Raw genomic sequence first — 19,596 nt, forward strand, 5'->3', positions numbered from 1 at the left:
GCGAGAGGCGTGAATTTCGATGCGATTTCAGTTGACTAATGACGATTGACGCCGCTCTTTTACTGTGTAAACATAATTGTTATAAAACATAACAAACTTTGGGTAAGGAAATGCAGCTCAATCAGGTTCCCGCCATCATTACCGGCGGCGGCAGCGGCCTTGGTGCCGCCACCGCACGCACATTTGCGGTTGCAGGCGCGAAGGTCGCGGTGTTTGATCGCAACGGCGATGCCGCCAAACGAGTCGCCAGTGAAACCGGCGGAATTGGCCTGGAAGTCGACGTCTCTGACCGAAGCTCGGTCGAAGCTGCATTCAAGACCGTGAAACAAAATCTTGGCCTGCCGCGCATCCTTGTGAATTGCGCTGGCATTGGCACCGCCAACCGCATCTTGCCACGCGATGGCAGCCTTCCGATTGATGATTTTATCAAAACACTGAACGTCAATCTGACCGGCAGCTACATCACCATGAGCTATGCCGCGCAGCTGCTGTCGGAAGCAACCCCGGTAAATGACGATGGCGAACGCGGTGTTATCATCAACACATCATCGGTCGGGTATGAAGACGGGCAGATCGGCCAGTGCGCCTATGCGGCATCAAAGGGCGGGATTGCGTCGATGACGTTGCCAGCCGCGCGCGAGTTGGCGCGGATCGGCGTGCGGGTTATCGCGATTGCGCCTGGACTGTTTTCCACCGCAATGACCGACACCCTGCCTGAAGAAGCCCGTCAGGCGATTGAAGCCAACATTCCGTTTCCCAAGCGGCTGGGCAAGGCACAGGAATATGCCGACCTTGCCCGCCATATCGTCGAAAATACCATGCTGAATGGCACCGTCGTTCGGATCGACGGCGCGGTTCGCCTGCAGGCAAAATAAAGACCAGATTGCTTTACGTAAGGAACAAGAACATGACCAACGGCGCGAATGACGTATTGAACGTCGCAATCAACGGATCGATTGCCCGTTTGACCATCACGCGACCTGAAAAGCGTAACGCGGTCAGCGATACTTTGATGGCAGCACTCGAGGCGTTTTTTGCCAATCCGCCCGAAGGGGTGCGGGTTGTTATCCTGGCCGGTGAAGGCGGGCATTTTTCAGCCGGGCTTGATTTGGCCGAGCATGTTGCACGAAATGCCGCCGATACCATGCGTCATTCACGCAACTGGCACCGCATCATGGATATGATCCAGTATGGTGGATTGCCGGTGATTTCCTTGCTTAAGGGGGCGGTCATCGGTGGCGGCCTTGAACTGGCCAGTGCGACCCATATTCGTATTGCCGATGAGACCGCCTTTTTCCAGCTTCCCGAAGGGCGACGTGGCATTTTCGTTGGCGGCGGTGCATCGGTCCGGGTTGGCCGAATTCTGGGCGCGGATCGCATGATCGAGATGATGCTGACCGGGCGCAAATACAACGCCGAAGACGGCCTTCGCCTTGGCCTGACCCACTATGTCTGTGACAGCGAGAAAGCCGCCGAAGCAAAGGCCATCGAGCTTGCAAATACGGTTGCCGAAAATGCGCAGCTTTCGAACTATGTCATGATCCAGGCCCTGTCACGGATCGAAGACATGGCGAAAACCGATGGCCTGTTTACCGAAAGCCTGTGTGCCGCCCTGACCCAAACCAGCGAAGATGCACAGGAAGGATTGAAGGCGTTTCTTGAAAAACGTGCACCGAATTTCAAGTAACCGCCTATAACAGAGCCGCAGATAATTGCGTCCATCAGATCGCATAACATAAGATCAAGGATCGGCAAGAAACCGCACAAAGCGGACGCCAGAACAATCAGGAAGGAACAGGGCCACCCCACAAAACCGGTGCGCCCATAATGTGAGGAGACGTTCGATGTCAGGATTTTCCGTTAATCGCCGCCAGATGCTCGGCATCATGGGCGGCGCACTTGCAGCGCCTGCAATCATTGGCAAGGCACGCGCAGCCGAAGTCACCCTTCGTCTGCATCATATGTTGCCGCCGGTGGCACCGATGCACAAAGCGTTCTTCGAACCGTGGTCCAAGACCATCCGCGAACAGTCCGATGGCCGTATCGATATTCAGATTTTCCCGGCCATGCAGCTTGGCGGCAAGCCGCCGCAGCTTGCCGAACAGGTGGCAAACAACGTTGTTGATATTGCCTGGACCTTGACCGTGTACACGCCGGGTCGCTATCCGATTTCCGAAACGCTGAGCCTGCCCTTCATGGTGACAACCGCCGAAGCAACATCGGTTGCCATGCACAAGTTCATGGATGAGTTTGGTCAGGACGAATACCGTGGCATGAAGCCATTGGCCTATCATGTTCATGCCGGCGGCAAGTTCCACATGCGCGACAAGGCGATTGAAAATCAGGCTGATCTTGACGGCCTGCAAATCCGCGCCCCGAACCAGAATGTCGGTAAAGCCCTGTCCATTCTGGGCGCCGAGCCGGTCTTCTTCCCGGTCACGGAAATGGCCGTAGGCCTTGCCAATGGCGTGATTGATGGCACCTGTCTGCCCTATGAAGTGGTTCCGGCCTTCAAGCTTCATGAATTGACATCGGTGCATTGCGCCCCGGCAGAAGGCGGACGAGGTCTTTATGCCAATTCGTTTGCGCTTTTGATGGCGGGCAATGCCTATGACAGCATGCCAGATGATCTGAAAGCAGTGATTGATGCCAATTCCGGTATCGATCTGTCACGCCAGATCGGCAAACAGTTCGATAGCTTTGAATCGGTTGGCTACAAAATGTGTGCCGATCGCGGCAACAAGTTCGTCGAGATTCCCAAAGATGAAATTGAACGCTGGCAGTCTGCGACCCAACCGGTCGTCGATGAATGGATCGAGACCCTGAATGATGCCGGACATGATGGCAAGGCGATGATTGATCGCCTTAATCAGCTGATCGACGCCGAGACCGCCTGACATGTCAGGAGCCACCCGTGATCACAATGGGCGCGGCAATCGCGCTGCGCCCATTCATTTTCTTGGTCAGTTTGTTGATCGTGCCTGCATTGTATCCGCTACTGTTGCGGGTGCCGTCATGCTTGCTGTCGCCGTCACGGTAACGCTGTCCGTGACGATGCGATATATCGGCATTGGCGGCATTCGTGGTGACTTTGAAATTGTCGAAATGGGATGCGGGATTGCCGCGTTTCTGTTTTTGCCGTTGTGCCAACGCAAGGGCAACCACGTCATGGTCGACATATTCAGCATGGCCTTCCCCCAACGCACCCGCACCATTCTGGATCAACTCTGGGAGATCCTGTTCTGTTGTGGCTGGGTGATTATTTCCTGGCGGGTCGCTTACGGCCTGATTGATATGTTTGATTACAACGACCGCAGCATGCTTTTGAGAATGCCCACCTGGATTATCTACGGCTTCGCACTGTTCGGACTTGGGCTTTCAGCCCTGACCGCGTTGTCGAACGTCATCGAACAGTTTGTTCGCCCGACCACCCCATCGCAAACGGATGCCCCACAATGAGCCCGGTTGAAATCAGCATCATTATGGTCGTCGTCCTGCTGGCGCTTATTTTCCTGCGCATGCCGATTGCATTGGCAATGGCCGTTGTCGGGGCGGGCGGATATGTCGTCCTGTCGGGATGGATGCCGCTGTCGGCCTATCTCAAGACCGCGATTGTCGATAAATACATTTCCTATGACCTGGCGGTCATTCCGCTGTTTATCCTGATGGGGCAGATTGCCACCAGAACCGGTATCAGCCGCGCAATCTTTACCGCGTCCAATGCCTGGCTTGGTCATTGGCGGGGTGGACTTGCCATGGCATCGGTTGCCGGCTGTGCGGCATTTGGGTCGATTTGCGGATCATCCATTGCGACCGCAACCACCATGGGCCGGGTGGCCCTGCCCGAAATGCGGCGCCACGGATATTCCGGCGCACTGGGGGCCGGAACACTTGCCGCGGGCGGCACGCTTGGCATCCTGATCCCGCCGTCGGTGGTTTTGATCATTTACGCGCTTCTGACCGAACAGAACATTGTCAAACTGTTCCTGGCCGCGACCATTCCGGGACTTCTGGCCGTGCTTGGCTTTATTCTGGCGATTGGCGTTTATGTTCGCCTGTTCCCCGAAGAAGGCCCGGCCCATGCGGGGCTTCCGATGCGCGAACGCATCAGGTCGCTTGGCGGGATCTGGCATGTTGCGCTTGTTTTCATCGCCGTTCTGGGCGGGATTTATGGCGGTGTCTTCACCCCGGCCGAAGGGGCATCTGTTGGTGTGGTCCTGATTGCGCTGACCGGTTTTCTGATGCGCAGCCTGTCGATTAAGGGCCTTTTTGAATGCGTGATTGAGACTGCCGGGACCACGGCGATGATCTTTGCCATCATTTTTGGCGCGGATCTTTTTAATGTCGCGCTTGCCCTGACCCGGGTGCCGACCATGGCCGCCGAATGGGTCGGTACGGCCGGGATCGCACCGATGACGGTTTTGATGGTGGTGATCCTGTTTTACATCGTCATGGGGTGCATCATGGACAGCCTGTCGATGATCCTTTTGACCGTGCCTGTGTTTTTCCCTGCCTTCATGGCGATGGATTTCGGGATGGATCCGACCCATCAGGCGCTGTGGTTTGGTATCATCACCCTGATTGTTGTCGAACTGGGGATGATCACACCCCCGGTCGGGCTTAATCTGTTTATGATATCGGCGATGGCACCCGATATTCCGACGCGCAAGATTTTCCGCGGGGCGGTGCCGTTCCTGCTGGTCGAGTGCCTGCGCATCGCGATCATTGTCGCGTTCCCGGTACTGACATTCTGGCTGGTGGATATCGTCACAGGATAGCCGCGCCCAAAAAGATGGAGACACCGTTGCAAGCAAACAAAAAGAAGAAAAACGATACGGATACCGGTATTGCGGGATTGTCGCCCGACAGTCCGCTGCGCGGCTTTGTCGGCTATAACCTCAAGCGTGCCTATATGTCGATCCATAGCGATTTTGTCGCCAGCCTGACGCATCTTGATCTGAAGCCGACGACCTATAGTGCGCTTGCCATCATCAATGAAAACCCAGACATCAGTCAGACCGATCTGGCGCGGTCACTTGCCATGGAACGGTCGAACATTGTCGTCATGGTCGATGAACTTCAGGCGCGCGGATTAATCGTGCGCAACAAGGTGCCAACCGATCGTCGTGTCTATGCGCTGCGCACCACCGCAAAGGGGATCGAGCTTTTCCTTGAGGCCAGCCGTGCGGTTCAAAAGCACGAAGACAAGCTTCTGGAAGGGTTCGGTCCCGAAGAACGCGCGCACCTTGTAGAGATGCTGATCCGTATTCAGCAGGTCAAATAACGCTTAGATCAGGTAAGGTTCCATGTTGCGACTGTCCCGTGAAATCCGTGTTGAATGGGGTCACTGCGATCCGGCCCGGATTGTTTATAACCCGAACTTTTATGACTGGATGGAAGGCGGACTTCTGGCTTTGTTGTCAGTTGCAGGGTTCGACCTTGCCACCATGATCGCAAAGGATGCCGATTTTCGCGGAACGCCACTTGTGCGTGGTGATGCCAGTTTTATGGCGCCGGCCCGGGTAGGGGATCTGATCGTGCATCACGTCGAAGTATCACGCTGGGGCGGCAAATCGTTCGACCTTTCCCATCGCTTTACGCTGGGTGAAACCACCTTGCTTGAAGGATCGCAAACCCGCGTCTGGGGCCGCGCCAACCCGGACAACCCGGCAAGTCTGGTTGCTGTTCCCGTGCCTGATGCGGTCAAGGCCGCCTTGTCAGAAAACAAGGTTATCCGCCTGACACTCCATCAGGAAACGCAAGCTTAAGAGACGCCCTCGTGATCCCCTTCAAAGCCCCGATTGACGATATTCTGTTTGCCCTGTCAGTGACCGGTGATGAAAACCGCGCTGCAGGACACGGCTTTGATGCGGAAATCACCCGCGAAATTCTGGATCATTTTGCCCGCTTTGCCGAAGACGTCATAGCCCCGATTGACGAACCGGGCGATCAGGAAGGCTGCCGGATCGAAAATGGCCGGGTCCGGATGCCATCGGGTTTCAGCAACGCCTATCAGGCCTATGTCGAACAGGGCTGGCAATCGATTTCACTGGCCGAGGAATTTGGTGGTCAGGGTGCCCCGGCCACCGTCTGTGGCGCGATCAGCGAAATACTGGCCGGGGCCTGTCATTCCTTTCAGATGGTCACCGGACTTGTCCCCGGTGCCGCCAGACTGATTGCGCAATTTGGCACCGATGACCAACGCCAGACCTGGCTTCCCAAACTGGCATCGGGCAGCCATCTTGCCACCATGTGCCTGACCGAACCGCAAGCAGGTTCAGACCTTTCAGATATCCGCACGGTCGCAAACCAACAACAAGACGGCAGTTGGGTTCTGACCGGGGAGAAGATCTTTATCTCTGGCGGGGATCAGGATCTGAGTGATGAAATCCTGCATCTGGTGCTGGCGCGGACCGGTACCCGCGAAGACGGGGTTCGGGGGCTGACGCTGTTTCTGTGCCCGTCCGATATTGGCAACACGGAACGCAACGCCGTCACGGTCACCCGGATCGAAGAAAAGATGGGTTTGCATGCATCACCCACCTGCCAACTGGCGTTTGATGATGCAACCGCCACACCAATTGGCCCGATTGGAAAGGGTTTGATGTGCATGTTCACCATGATGAACCATGCCCGACTTGATGTCGCCTTGCAGGGGGTGGCACATGCCACGCGTGCCCATCACATCGCCCAAAGCTACGCCGCAGAGCGCAAGCAGGGCCGCGACCGAAATACCGGCCAACCGATTTCCATCGATCAGCATCACGACGTTGCGCGCATGCTGGCCCGTCAGGACATGCTGGCGATGACCGGTCGGTTGATGGCCTATAAGACCTTTGCGTTGATGGAGACGGGTACAAATTCCGACCTGATCGAATTCCTGACCCCGATTTGCAAATCGTTCTGCACCGATGCCGGGGTTGAAGCCGCCCAGATCGGCATACAGGTCCTTGGCGGGTATGGCTATTTGCGCGAATACCGGGTGGAACAAACACTTCGCGATGCGCGCATCTGCCAGATTTATGAAGGCACAAACGGCATTCATGCCCTGACCCTTGCCGGTCGATTGACCCGCCACAAGGACGGAGCAAGTGCCAAGGCGTTCGAGGCCCTGATCAGCGACCTGATTGCGGGCACCCGTTGCGATACCGAGCTGGCAAAACAGCTTTTGGCATACTGGCAACAGATGACATCAGAAATCATCGCCAGTGACACGCCAGAGCAGTATGCCCAAGATTATATGCAGATCAGCGCGGCAACCTATGGCGTGGCACTTTGGACGGAACTCGCGGATCGACTTTCAGCCGATCAAACCAGCCGCTATGAGAAATGCCTGGCGCAGGTAACGGAATGGGGTGCTGTGACACTCGCCTGCAGCACCGCAAGCATGGCGCATCGCTAAATCTCTGGATGCCTCCTCGCCGTCAAACTCGAGCATTTAAATTAAAGAGATTTCTTTGGCACGTGGGCCAATTTATAGTTCGAGTACCGAGTCCTAATTCAAGGGAACGCTTTTGGCCGGATTTCATTGGTCCCGAAATCAACGACTAAGCCTTGTTGGCCGATATACCTTGTTATCGGTCGGTGTTGTCGTGTGCGCGCTTCTGGCACTCAGTTTCTTTTATCAGCGCTTTTCCAATGAACTGATTGACCGTCTGACAGGTGAGCGGCTCAGCGCGCAGGTCGCGGCGACGTCAAACAAACTTTCTGCCTTTCTAGATGCGCGCATCTATCAGTTGGTCACCCTGTCAAACCACCCGGCCCTGCCGGCCTTTATTGAAGCGCCGAACTCCCCACAGGCGGAAGAGGCTCTGACGCTGCTTCGGGTGGAGGCAGATTCGCCTGACCTTTATGGTGTACTGTTTTTTGACTGGTACGACAATCTTGATCGGTTGGTTGCAGGCCAAGCCGCATCCGGCCCGCCTTATTGGTCGAAAAACGGCTGGGATATTTCCGGCCTGCCGCGTGTAGAGCATGAAGGTATTGAGTTTATTGGCCCCAAATTGCCTGAAAATGGCAATTCCGGCTGGATTTTAATGCGGGCACACATCCGCGATACCGGCTTGGGGCAGAACACGTCTGTCGCTCTGCATGTGCGTCTGGCATCCCTGACCGAGCTTCTGGCAAGTGCCGGGGTATCGGGTGTGATCGATCCGCTTTTGCGCACGCCGGGCGGTATTGTTCTTGATGCCACCGGGCGCCCGACCGAGGTCACTGGCGAACTGATCGAAGGTCCCAGCATCCTTCCGGGATGGAACCTTGTGATGAGTGTTCGACCGGGCACCATCCTGCAGCCGATTGATGAAACGCGCTTTTGGCTGACGGTGACAGCCGCCGTCATCATTGTGGTTATTCTGGCGATCTTTTTTGCCCTGTCGCGCAGCCTGCGCCGACGGGTCGATACACTTGTTCAGGGGGCACACAGTATTGCATCGGGCGATCTGTATTACCGCCTGCCCGAAGGTCGCCGTCGCGATGAAATCAGCACGGTTGCCAAGGCCTTCAACACCATGGCCTGGCAGCTTAAAGACCTGATTGATCGTACAGTGCGCGCCGAAAAGCTTGCCGTTCTGGGCCAGTTTGCCACCGGTGTCGCGCATGAGGTCCGCAATCCGCTGGCGACGATGAAAACCACCGTTCAGGCCCTTGTGCGCAAGGAACCCGATGGTGAGCGCAAAACACTTTTGGATGATATGGGCCACCAGATTGATCGTCTGTCACGCGTGGTCAATGATCTTCTGGCTTATGGCCGACCCGGTGAAGCCTGCCCGCAGGAAACCGAAATACGGGATCTGTTCCGACAGTCATCGCGCGTCCTGACGCCGGTCGCCGAAGAGGCCCAGGTGCGGTTTTACACCAGCGGCGATTCCCGCCTGACGATCTTTGTCGACCCCGATCAGGTGCTGCAGATCCTGCTGAATATCGGGATCAATGCCATTCAGGCCTGTCAGCCCGGCGGCACAGTGAGCCTGCGCGCAGAGCGCCATCAGGATCAGGTAGAGATCCGCGTCACCGATGATGGTTCGGGCATCCCCAAAGAGCATTTGCTTGACGTCGTGCAGCCATTTTTTACCATGAAAAGCAAAGGAACCGGACTTGGCCTGACAATCAGCCAACAACTGGTCGAGTCAAATAACGGTTCAATCAATATTGAAAGTGCCCCGCAAGAGGGCACGATCATCACATTGAAGTTCCCGGCAACGAAATCGGAAACTTCAAAGGAGGAAACATCGAGAAATGCCCCGCCAGATCAGGATTCTGATCGTTGATGATGAGGAATCATTCGTCCGATCGCTAAGCTTTGCGCTTCGTACCGAAGGCATGGATGTCACCGGCGTCCATTCCGGTGAAGATGCGTTTTTGCAAGTCCGTGAAAACAAGTTCGATATCATCCTGCTTGATCTGCGCCTGCCCGGTGCCGATGGCATGGAGGTCCTTGATAGCATCCGCAAACTTGATATCGACGTGCCCGTCATCATGATTTCGGCCCATGGTGACACGCGTGCAGCGGTGAAGGCCGTCAAACTCGGTGCGGCCGATTACCTTAGCAAGCCGTTCGAACTTGATGAGCTGATCCACACGATCAACACCACCCTTGATCAGAACCGCACCGCACTTGAGCTTGATTACCACCGCAAGCGCAATGTCCCGACCAACGGTCTGATTGGCGAATGCGCGCCGATGCGCGAATTGCGCACAACGATCGACCGTGTCGCACAAAGCAGTGCCAGCCGCATCCTGTTGCAAGGGGAGTCCGGGACCGGCAAGGCGCTGGTTGCGCGTGCCATTCACGGCCAAAGCCCGCGTGCTTCCAACGCCTTTATCGAAGTCAACTGTGCCGCCCTGCCGGAACAGCTGATCGAAAGCGAACTGTTTGGCGCCGAAAAGGGCTCCTACACCGGTGCGCATCAGAAACGCACCGGCCTTGTCCGTCTTGCCGATGGCGGCAGTCTGTTTCTGGATGAAATCGGCGAATTGCCGCTGGCGCTGCAGGCGAAGTTTTTGCACTTCCTTGAAAACGGCGACTATCGCCCGGTCGGGAGCGAACATTCCGCATCGGCCGATGTCCGCGTAATTGCCGCGACCAACCGCGACCTTGCCGAGGAAGTTCGTCTGGGCAATTTCCGTGAAGACCTGTTTTACCGCCTGAACGTCATCACCATTGATATCCCGGCACTGCGCCACCGCGGCGAGGACATTATCAAACTGGTCGACCATTTCGCCGATCATCAGGCAAAGGCCGAAGGATGCCATCCGATCCATTTTGACGATGCAACCCTTGATCTGCTGCGCCATCATCGCTGGCGCGGCAATGTGCGCGAACTTAAAAACCTGATTGAGCGTCTGACCATTCTTTATCCGTCCAAACAGATTTCAACGGATCTGCTGCCGGCTGAATTCCACGTAACGGATGATAACCCGGATGATCGGCATGGCGGAGTTTCGGATGGCAATGCGCAATTGCAGGACCGCATGGACAACACCGAGCGTCATCTGGTGCAAGATGCGCTTGATCAGGCCGACGGTCACAAAGGCCGTGCGGCAGAAATACTTGGTATTTCACGTCATGCCCTGAAACGCCGACTACAAAGGCTGGGGCTGCAATAACTTACCCCCAACCCGAAGCATTTCCGACGCACCCTTGAGCGGTTTCCGCTCAAGGGTGTTTTGCTGTTTGAGCGCCTAACGCTCATATTCGCGCTCAAAACCACTCCATGATTTTGGCCCAAAACGGTCAATCGTGCGGCTTTCCTGACTTTGCACCGAAATTTCGCAACTGGCACAGCCTTTGCGGAATACCGAGACAAAGGTACAAACGCGGATGGAACAACCATTCGCAGGGAGGAAAGTCATGGAGATGCTCAAACACCCGGTTTCCGGGTGCATCACCATTATTGTAGCCACGTTCGCACTGTTTGCGGCCAATACCGCACAGGCAGAACGTTTTGAGCTGGGCGCATCTGCACAGAACGCAGATGCTGTCATCGGCTGTTTGTACCCGATGACCGGACGGTCGGCCACCTATGGCCGCGACAGTATTTCCGGCATCAAAATCGCCCTTCAGGACCTCGAAGCCGAAGCAAAATCCGGCCTGAATGTGCCCAATCTGCGTGTCATCGCCGATGACCCGCGATCAAAGGCATCCTATGCGGTCCGTCTGGCACAGGATTTCATCACCAATGACAATGCCAAGTTCTTCTGCGGCATCGTGTCATCGGGTGTGGCCCACGCCGTGAGCGATCTCGCCAAGAACGAAAAGATCATCATGGTCGGTACCGATCATGCGTCATCGCGGCTCAGCATCGAGGCCGGTCACGATTATTACTTCCGCGTCACCAATGACAGCTGGACGTCGATGGCCGCCGGTGCGCGCTATTTACGCGATCTGCAAAAGGAAACCGGCTGGAAACGCCTTGCCTTTGTCGGACCGGATTATGATTACGGCCATGTTTCCTGGACGGATCTGCAACTCGCCCTTGATGAATTGGGTGTCGAATACGAGACCGTCGGCGATCTGTGGCCGAAGCTTTATGAGCCGGATTATTCGATCTATATCAACGCCCTGCAATCGGCGAAGGCCGACGTGGTCGTAACCGCCCTTTGGGGCGGGGACTTCATCGCCTTTATCAAACAGGCGGCATCAACCCGTTTCTTTGAAACCACCCGTCTGGCCAATTTCGATACCGGTGCGAATTACGATGTGATGATGGCCCTTGGTGATCAGCCCTATCCGGGTTTGATCCTGTCGGCGCGCCATCACAATAACTGGCCCGACACCGGCCGCAACAAGCGGTTCGTCAAACAGTTTCACGACATGACCGGGCGTTATCCGACCTATGCGGCCGAAGGCGCCTATACCGGGATCATCGCCATTGCACGCGCCATTGAAAAGGCTGGCGGCGTTGACGATGACCGCGCGCTCATCACCGCACTTGAAGGGTTGCAACTGGCCCTGCCCGAAGATCCGCCGAGATTTGCATCCTATATCGATCCCGAAACTCACCAGATTGTCCAGGCGCAAGCCGTGGGCACGGTCGTCCACAACGAAGACTTTCCGCCATCGAAACTGATGGTGGGGAACTGGGCGATCTACGATGCCGAAGACCTCAAACCATCAAAAGAGATGGTCAAACGTCGCCGCGATGCCGTGGCCGGCGGGTCGGAGGCAGTTCCACCGCCAACTCCATGACCTTTCCCAAGGGAGGAAATAGTGAAGAACAATAAATCAAAATTCAGCAAATACCTTGTATCGGGCGTCGCAGCGCTTGCCCTTGCAGCTGGCGCAGCCGGTTCTGCATCGGCTGCTGAGAACGGCAAATTCCGCGTCGGAATCGTGACCTTCCTGTCCGGTCCGGCAGCTGGTCCGTTCGGCGTTCCGTCGGCAAATGCCGCCAAGGTTCTTGTTGAAGAACTGAACAAGGGCAACCTGCCCGCACCATACGACAAGATTGGCATCAATGGTGCTGAAATCGAAGCCGTGATCATCGACGAAGCCGGTGGTGCAACCAAGCAGGTTGAAGAATACCGCAACCTTGTTCAGCGTCAGAAAGTTGATGCCGTCATCGGCTATGTTTCTTCGGGTGACTGCCTGGCAATTGCACCAGTTGCCGAAGAACTGAAAACCTTCACCATCGCATATGATTGCGGTACTCCCCGTCTGTTTGCGGATAACCCGGACGCGCAATACATGTTCCGTACCGGTCTTGACGCATCTGTCGATAACATCGGTGCTGTTCGTTACCTTGCGGCGACCCGTCCGGACGTTACACGTCTTGCCGGCATCCAGCAGAACTATTCCTGGGGTCAGGACAGCTGGGCTGACTTCACCGCCGCTGCATCGGCACTCCTCCCTGAAGCAGAAGTTGTCGAAGAGCAGTTCCCGAAAATCTATCAGGGCCAGTACGGTGCAGAAATCTCTGCCCTGTCCGTGAAACGCCCGGAAATCGTTCACAGCTCCTTCTGGGGCGGTGACATGGAAGCCCTGGTTCTGCAGGCAAATGCCCGTGGTCTGCTTGAAGACGCCACCGGCCTTCTGACCTGCGGTGAAGCATCCTTTGCCACTTACAAGGATCAAGCCCCGAACGGCATGATCATCGGTGCACGTGGCCCGTTTGGCCAGTTTGCCCCGGACAACGAACTGAACACCTGGTTTGAGGGTGTCTATCAGAACGCTTATGACCTTGAGCCGGTCTATCCGGCAACCAAGATGGCCCAGGCGATCCTAGGTCTGAAGTATGCCGCCGAGAATGCCGGTGTCGCCGATAAGGAAATCCCGTCGGCAGAGCAACTTGCTGCTGCGATGAAAGGTGCAACCTTTGAGTCGGTTTCGGGCACGGTTGAAATGGCACGCGGCAATGGTCATCAGGCCATGCAGGGTATCACCTATGGTGAATACCACTACGAAGACGGCGTTGCCTCGATCAAGAACGCTGTTTCGTTTGATGGCGAATGCGTAACACCCCCGGAAGGTGTTGCTGCTGCGGACTGGATCGCAGACGGCTTCCCGGGCGCTAAGTGTAACTAAGTTGCCCGCTCTGTTTCACAGAGCTTCCTGATCCTGCGGACATCCCGTCTCCCTTGGGATGTCCGCCCCTTTCCCTGCACACTGGATATTTGTGATGACAAGTCTTCTTGCCGTCCTGATTGATGGCTCGATCTATGCATCGTGGCTGTTTCTTGTGGCTGCCGGCCTGACCGTGATTTACGGGGTGATGCGCATCCTGAACATGGCGCATGGCAGCTTTTATGCTATCGGCGCCTATTCGGCAGCGTCACTGGTTGGCTGGTATTTCAACAACGGCATGGGCCCGGCATGGGTCAGCTATTTGTTGCTGGTTGGTGCCGCGCTGGTTGCCGGTCTGATTGTCGGTGTGATCGTCGAACGCGGATTGCTGCGCCTCATGTATGGCCGCGACGAAATCCTGATGGTGATCATTACCTATGCCCTTCTTCTGATCCTTGAAGACGGTATGAAAATCGTCTGGGGTGTCAGCCCGTATTTCGCCTATCAGCCTTATTCCGAGCTTGGGCGAACATCGCTCGGCTTGCTTAAGGTTTCCAATTACGACGTCGCCCTGGTCGGGGTATCCGCATTGCTTGGGCTTGGCCTGTGGGCGTGGCTTGAACGCACCAATCAGGGCAAGGTCCTGCGTGCAGTGATCCATGACCGCGAAATCGCGGTTGCCATGGGCGTGAACGTGAAACTGATGTTCACCATCACCTTCGTTCTGGGCACCACACTGGGCGCACTTGCCGGTGCGCTGACTGCGCCTGCGATCTCTGTCGTGCCGGGGATCGGCATCGAGGTGATCGTTCTGGCCTTTGCCGTGGTGGTTATTGGTGGCCTTGGCAGCATCGGGGGGGCCGCTGTTGGTGCCCTTTTGGTCGGGCTAAGCCGTGCAGCTGCCGTTCACTATGCCCCTGAATTCGAACTGTTCGTCATTTATGGCGTGATGTCACTGGTTCTGGCGTTCCGTCCCGAAGGCCTGTTTGGCCGTACTTTGGCGAGGAAAATCTGACATGCGTCTTGATAAAACTGAAATCTCGCTCGGACTGATCGCGCTTGCCTGCGTTCTGTTCGGCTTCGTTTCACCGGGTTGGCTGATCTTTCTTTTGACCATCGCACTGGCCAAGGCACTTGTCGTCCAGGGCGTCGTCATGCAGATGCGTTCCGGCCTCGTATCCTTTGGTCAGGGCCTGTTCTATTGCATCGGTGGTTACACCGTTGGCATGGGCGGCCAGTTCTTTGGCATTCATGATGCGATTGCCGCCCTGTCACTTGGCATGTTTGTCGCAATCGTTGTTGCCATGCTGTTGGGTCTGTTGCTGACGCGCTATCGCGAAATCTTCTTTGCCATGCTGTCGCTGGCATTTTCGATGATCCTGTTTGGCATCCTTGTCAAAAGTCAGGAACTGGGCAGCACGGACGGCTTTAACGTTCATGACTGGACCCTGTTTGGCTGGGCCCCCGAAGCGGGCGCTGGCAGCCAGCACACCGTCTTTACCATGACTGTGGTCTCTGGTCTGATCGTTGCTGTTCTGATCCATCGGTACACCAAGGCAGGCATTGGCGTCATTTGCGAGGCTGTTCGCGAAAATGAAGTTCGTGTTGAATATCTTGGTCTGTCACCGCGCTGGTTGCTTTATGGCAACTATGTTGCTGCGGCGGCGGTATCGGCCCTTGGCGGCGGTCTGACGGCCCTTGCCACCGGCCACGTTGATCCGGAGATGGCCTATTGGACCACGTCGGGCGAATTTGTCTTCATCGCGCTTTTGGGTGGTTTGGGCCACGTGGCAGCACCGTTTATTGCGGCCATCGTGTTCTCGTTCGTGCGGACCTACGCCATCGAATTCGTTCCCCATACCTGGCAGATGATCCTCGGTTTCACGCTGCTTGCGGTCATTATCTTCCTGCCCAAAGGGCTGTGGAGCCTGGTCAGCCGTGAAAAAACAGGAGAACGGGCATGACCTGCATTCTTGAAACACGTTCGCTGAACAAGGAATTCGGCGCGGTCATCGCCGCAAAGGATTTGAACGTTCAGATCAAAAAGGGTGAAGTCGTTGGTGTGATCGGCTCCAACGGGGCTGGCAAAACGACCTTCATCAACATGGTGACGGGCTATCTCAAGCCGACCCGCGGCGAGATCCTGTTTAATGGCAAGTCCATCATGGGCCATTCCCCGCGTGCGATCACGCGGGCCGGTATGGCGCGTTCCTTCCAGGTTGCGCAGCTGTTCCCGGAAATGACCGTGCTCGACAACCTGATTGTCGCGCTGGCTGCTGCCGAAAGCGCCCGTCCGAGTTTCCTAAGCCCCCTTCGCAGCGATGCCCGCATCGCCAGGGCTGAGGAAATCCTTAAGGAATTCGGTGTCGAAAACTATCGCGATTCACTGGTAACCGCCGTTCCGCAGGGTGCGCGTAAACTGGTTGATATCGCCATGGCGTTGATCGGCAATCCTCAGATGCTGCTGCTTGATGAACCGACCAGTGGTGTCAGCGTGGATGAAAAAACCGACCTGATGGATACGGTCATGAATGCCGTGCGTCAGCATGGCGTGACCGTGCTGTTTGTCGAACATGACATGGATGTGGTCGAACGCTATGTCTCGCGCGTTCTGGCATTCTATAGCGGCGAAATCATTGCTGATGGCGAACCTGCGGCTGTTCTGGCCGATCAGCAGGTCCGCGATCTTGTGACCGGCCATCGTCCCACAACCAAACAAGGGAATGGCGCATCATGACCCTGGAAATCAGTAATCTCGATGTATCGATCGGTAATATTCCGATCCTGCGCGATGTCTCGCTTTCGGTGCCGTCCGGCAAGATGTTTGGCCTGATCGGCCATAACGGGGCGGGCAAGACCACGCTGATGCGCGCCATCATGGGCCTTCTGGACGCAGATCAGGGCACCATCACCTTTGATGGGCAGGATCTGCGCAAGATGGCTGACTTTGCCCGTGCCAAAGCCGGCATCAGCTATATGCCCGAAGATCGCCGTCTGATCCCGTCCCTGACGGTCGAGGAAAACATACTTCTTCCGGCCTGGACCAACGGTATTGCGGACGCCGCGGAACGGTTGAAATGGGTCTATGACCTGCTGCCGGAAATCGCCCAGTTCCGGGATCGCCGTGCGCTGCAGCTTTCCGGTGGTCAGCAGAAACTGGTCTCGCTCGGGCGTGCATTGATGCCCGGTCGCAATCTTTTGTTGCTTGATGAACCGTTCGAAGGGGTCGCACCGGTCCTGTCACGCCGCCTGTCGGAAGTCATTTCCGATCTTGGCAGCAGCGGGCTGTGCGTTCTGATCTCTGAGTCTGATGACAGCCACTCCGCCGATCTGGTGGCGGGCAGTTATCGCATCGAACGTGGCACCGTTTCCAAGGCTGAACTGGAAACCGCCTGATCCCGACGACAGCCCCGACAACAGACATGTCAAAAGACGAGGTCCCCATGTCAGACTTTGTGTTTGAAACCACCCCTCGCGTCATCTGCGAGTTCGACGGTGCCTTGCAACTCGGCACCCTGTGCAAGGAGTTCGGCGCGAAACGCGCCGTTCTTCTGTCCGATCCGGGCTTGCAGAAGGTTGGCCTGATCGACGCCCCTTATGCAGCCCTTAAAGAAGCCGGGATTGAAACCCTGCTCTGGACCGATGTTCAGGCAGACCCGCCCGAGGAAAGCATTCTTGCCGCGGTCAAGGGTGCCCGTGACTTCAAGGCCGATATCGTCATCGGCCTTGGCGGCGGTTCATCGCTTGATACCGCAAAACTGGTCGCCCTTCTGTGTGGCAAGGATCAGAAACTTGACGAGATCTATGGCATCGGTCTCGCGATGGGCCCGCGCCTGCCGCTTATTCAGGTGCCGACCACGGCGGGTACCGGTTCGGAAGTCACCCCGATTTCGATTGTCACCACACCGACGCACGAGAAAAAGGGCGTGGTGTCCAGCCTGCTTTATCCCGATGTCGCACTGCTTGATGCCAAGCTGACCATGGGCCTTCCAGCCCCGATCACGGGCATGACCGGCATTGATGCCATGGTGCACGCCATTGAGGCCTACACCACCAAGCACAAGAAAAATGCCCTGTCGGACGGACTTGCCATCCGCGCGATGCAGCTGATGACCGCCCATATCGATGATGCAGTTTCTGCCACCCCGTCACGCGAAGCCCGTGAAGCCATGCTTCAGGGGTCCATGCTGGCCGGAATGGCCTTTGCCAATGCCCCGGTCGCAGCGGTTCATGCCCTTGCCTATCCACTGGGCGGGCATTTCCATGTCCCGCATGGACACAGCAATGCGCTGGTCCTGATCGAGGTTTTGAAATTCAACCGGGATGCGGCCGTATCGCAATATGCCGAACTCGCCCGCGCCATTCTGCCGGGTGAAAAGTTCGCAAATGACGATGCTGCCTGTGATCGCTTCATTGCTTTCATGACCGACATGGTCGAACGCATGCCGTTCAGCCGCACCTTACGCGAAGTCGGCGTGGCGGAAAGCGATCTCGACATGCTGGCGACCGATGCGATGAAGGTGGAACGCCTTTTGATCAACAATCCGCGTGAAATGACGTTCGACGCCGCACGCGCGATCTATGCCGCCGTGCTGTAACGAAAAGGAATAGCCACCATGACCATCCAGCTAAATGATACTGGCCTTTGGCAAACCCAAGGACATATCGACGGCAAATGGGTCGCATCCGACAGCGGCAAGACCTTTGCGGTTGTTGATCCGGCCACCGGCGAACATCTTGCCGATGTGCCCGATATGGGCGCGGCCGAAACCAATCGTGCGATTGATGCCGCCAATGCTGCCCTTCCGGCGTGGCGGGCCAAAACCGCCAAGGAACGTGCAAACGTCTTGCGCAAATGGTTTGACCTCTGCATGGCGGCACAGGCCGACCTTGCATTGCTGATGACCCGCGAACAGGGCAAACCCCTGGCCGAGGCATCCGGCGAAGTGGCCTATGGCGCGTCCTTCCTTGAATGGTTTGCCGAAGAAGGCAAACGCATTTATGGCGATGTCATCCCGTCCCATAGCGCGGACAAACGCATCATCACCGTCAAACAGCCGATTGGTGTTGTTGCCGCGATCACGCCGTGGAACTTCCCGATGGCAATGATCACGCGCAAATGTGCCCCGGCCCTTGCCGCGGGTTGCACGGTCGTCATCAAACCCGCGGAAGATACCCCGCTGACCGCGCTTGCACTGGTCGAACTGGCCAAACGCGCCGGGTTCCCCGATGGCGTGATCAATATCGTCACCGCATCACACGGGGCGGAAATCGGTGGTGAACTGACTGCCAACCCGATCGTGCGCAAGCTGTCCTTCACCGGCTCTACCCAGGTCGGCAAACTTTTGATGCGTCAGTGTTCTGATACCGTCAAGAAAGTCAGCCTGGAGCTTGGCGGCAATGCGCCGTTTATTGTCTTTGATGATGCCGATCTGGATGCGGCCGTTGCAGGTGCGATTGCCTCGAAATACCGCAATGCCGGTCAAACCTGTGTCTGTGCCAACCGCATTCTGGTTCAGGAAGGTGTCTATGACCCCTTTGCCGCCAAACTGGCCGAGGCCGTTGGCAAATTGCGTGTCGGTTTGGGCACCGAAGAAGGCATCACACAGGGCCCGCTGATCAATGCCAAGGCAATCGAAAAGGTCGAAGCACTGGTCGAAGACGCGGTTTCACGTGGGGCAAAGGCTGTTCTGGGTGGTGACCGCGCCAAACCGGACAGCAACTTCTTTACCCCGACCATTCTGACCGGGGTTACGTCAGATATGCGGATTTTCTCCGAGGAAATCTTTGGTCCGGTTGCACCGCTGTTCAAGTTCAGCAGTGAAGAAGATGCCATTCGCATGGCCAATGATACGCCGTTTGGTCTGGCGGCCTATTTCTATGCGCGTGATATCGGTCGCATCTGGCGGGTTGGCGAGGCGCTTGAATACGGCATCGTTGGCATCAACGAAGGCATCATTTCGACCGAGGCAGCACCGTTTGGCGGGGTCAAGGAATCCGGCATCGGCCGCGAAGGGTCGAAATACGGCATCGATGATTTCGTCGAGATTAAATATATGTGCCTCGGCGGTCTCGCCGGGAACGCCAACTGA

At 56.4% G+C, this 19,596-nt stretch carries 18 protein-coding genes; all 18 read left to right on the plus strand.

Annotation, left to right across the window (positions count from 1 at the left end; genetic code table 11):
• The first annotated feature begins 110 nt into the window (after positions 1–110).
• The 18 genes from B2T33_RS16355 to B2T33_RS16440 all read left to right on the plus strand — a co-directional run bounded on the left by B2T33_RS16355 (position 111) and on the right by B2T33_RS16440 (position 19,596).
• A complete protein-coding gene (locus tag B2T33_RS16355) occupies positions 111–875 on the plus strand; it encodes an SDR family NAD(P)-dependent oxidoreductase (protein WP_286792636.1) in 765 nt (254 codons plus the stop codon).
• 32 nt (positions 876–907) lie between these two features.
• Positions 908–1,687, plus strand: coding sequence for a crotonase/enoyl-CoA hydratase family protein (locus B2T33_RS16360; protein WP_286792638.1), 780 nt, complete (start codon positions 908–910; stop codon positions 1,685–1,687).
• A 157-nt stretch (positions 1,688–1,844) separates the two neighbouring features.
• Entirely contained in the window at positions 1,845–2,897 is a 1,053-nt protein-coding gene (locus B2T33_RS16365; protein WP_063089098.1) for a TRAP transporter substrate-binding protein, read from the plus strand.
• A gap of 1 nt (position 2,898) precedes the next feature.
• Complete coding sequence (locus B2T33_RS16370; RefSeq protein ID WP_286792640.1) at positions 2,899–3,459, plus strand: TRAP transporter small permease; 561 nt, start codon at positions 2,899–2,901, stop codon at positions 3,457–3,459.
• Positions 3,456–4,778 carry a TRAP transporter large permease gene (locus B2T33_RS16375; protein ID WP_286792642.1) on the plus strand — a complete coding sequence of 441 codons (1,323 nt, stop codon included), beginning with the start codon at positions 3,456–3,458 and terminating at the stop codon, positions 4,776–4,778. Before B2T33_RS16370 ends, B2T33_RS16375 begins: the two co-directional genes overlap by 4 nt.
• 26 nt (positions 4,779–4,804) lie before the next feature.
• Positions 4,805–5,284 (plus strand): MarR family winged helix-turn-helix transcriptional regulator, encoded by a 480-nt coding sequence (locus B2T33_RS16380; RefSeq protein WP_286792643.1) that lies wholly within the window; start codon positions 4,805–4,807, stop codon positions 5,282–5,284.
• A 22-nt stretch (positions 5,285–5,306) separates the two neighbouring features.
• Positions 5,307–5,768, plus strand: coding sequence for an acyl-CoA thioesterase (locus B2T33_RS16385; RefSeq protein WP_286792644.1), 462 nt, complete (start codon positions 5,307–5,309; stop codon positions 5,766–5,768).
• 11 nt (positions 5,769–5,779) lie between these two features.
• A complete protein-coding gene (locus B2T33_RS16390; protein WP_286792645.1) occupies positions 5,780–7,402 on the plus strand; it encodes an acyl-CoA dehydrogenase family protein in 1,623 nt (540 codons plus the stop codon).
• Between the two features lie 112 nt (positions 7,403–7,514).
• Positions 7,515–9,269 (plus strand): sensor histidine kinase, encoded by a 1,755-nt coding sequence (locus B2T33_RS16395; RefSeq protein WP_197146670.1) that lies wholly within the window; start codon positions 7,515–7,517, stop codon positions 9,267–9,269.
• Positions 9,238–10,608 (plus strand): sigma-54-dependent transcriptional regulator, encoded by a 1,371-nt coding sequence (locus B2T33_RS16400; RefSeq protein ID WP_197146669.1) that lies wholly within the window; start codon positions 9,238–9,240, stop codon positions 10,606–10,608. Before B2T33_RS16395 ends, B2T33_RS16400 begins: the two co-directional genes overlap by 32 nt.
• A gap of 244 nt (positions 10,609–10,852) precedes the next feature.
• Entirely contained in the window at positions 10,853–12,190 is a 1,338-nt protein-coding gene (locus tag B2T33_RS16405) for an ABC transporter substrate-binding protein (RefSeq protein ID WP_286792648.1), read from the plus strand.
• A gap of 21 nt (positions 12,191–12,211) precedes the next feature.
• Positions 12,212–13,525 carry an ABC transporter substrate-binding protein gene (locus B2T33_RS16410; protein WP_064781110.1) on the plus strand — a complete coding sequence of 438 codons (1,314 nt, stop codon included), beginning with the start codon at positions 12,212–12,214 and terminating at the stop codon, positions 13,523–13,525.
• Positions 13,526–13,619: 94 nt separating this feature from the next.
• A complete protein-coding gene (locus B2T33_RS16415; RefSeq protein WP_008889930.1) occupies positions 13,620–14,519 on the plus strand; it encodes a branched-chain amino acid ABC transporter permease in 900 nt (299 codons plus the stop codon).
• A gap of 1 nt (position 14,520) precedes the next feature.
• Positions 14,521–15,468, plus strand: a complete 948-nt coding sequence (locus B2T33_RS16420; protein ID WP_008889929.1) for a branched-chain amino acid ABC transporter permease — start codon at positions 14,521–14,523, stop codon at positions 15,466–15,468.
• Positions 15,465–16,241 (plus strand): ABC transporter ATP-binding protein, encoded by a 777-nt coding sequence (locus B2T33_RS16425; RefSeq protein WP_286792649.1) that lies wholly within the window; start codon positions 15,465–15,467, stop codon positions 16,239–16,241. Before B2T33_RS16420 ends, B2T33_RS16425 begins: the two co-directional genes overlap by 4 nt.
• Positions 16,238–16,900, plus strand: coding sequence for an ABC transporter ATP-binding protein (locus B2T33_RS16430; RefSeq protein ID WP_063089116.1), 663 nt, complete (start codon positions 16,238–16,240; stop codon positions 16,898–16,900). Before B2T33_RS16425 ends, B2T33_RS16430 begins: the two co-directional genes overlap by 4 nt.
• Before the next feature lie 47 nt (positions 16,901–16,947).
• Positions 16,948–18,102, plus strand: a complete 1,155-nt coding sequence (locus tag B2T33_RS16435; protein ID WP_286792650.1) for an iron-containing alcohol dehydrogenase — start codon at positions 16,948–16,950, stop codon at positions 18,100–18,102.
• Between the two features lie 18 nt (positions 18,103–18,120).
• Positions 18,121–19,596: an NAD-dependent succinate-semialdehyde dehydrogenase gene (locus B2T33_RS16440; protein ID WP_286792651.1), complete on the plus strand. Its 1,476-nt coding sequence runs from the start codon at positions 18,121–18,123 to the stop codon at positions 19,594–19,596.

It is taken from the genome of Thalassospira sp. UBA4513 (assembly GCF_002388495.1).
Classification (GTDB): domain Bacteria; phylum Pseudomonadota; class Alphaproteobacteria; order Rhodospirillales; family Thalassospiraceae; genus Thalassospira; species Thalassospira tepidiphila.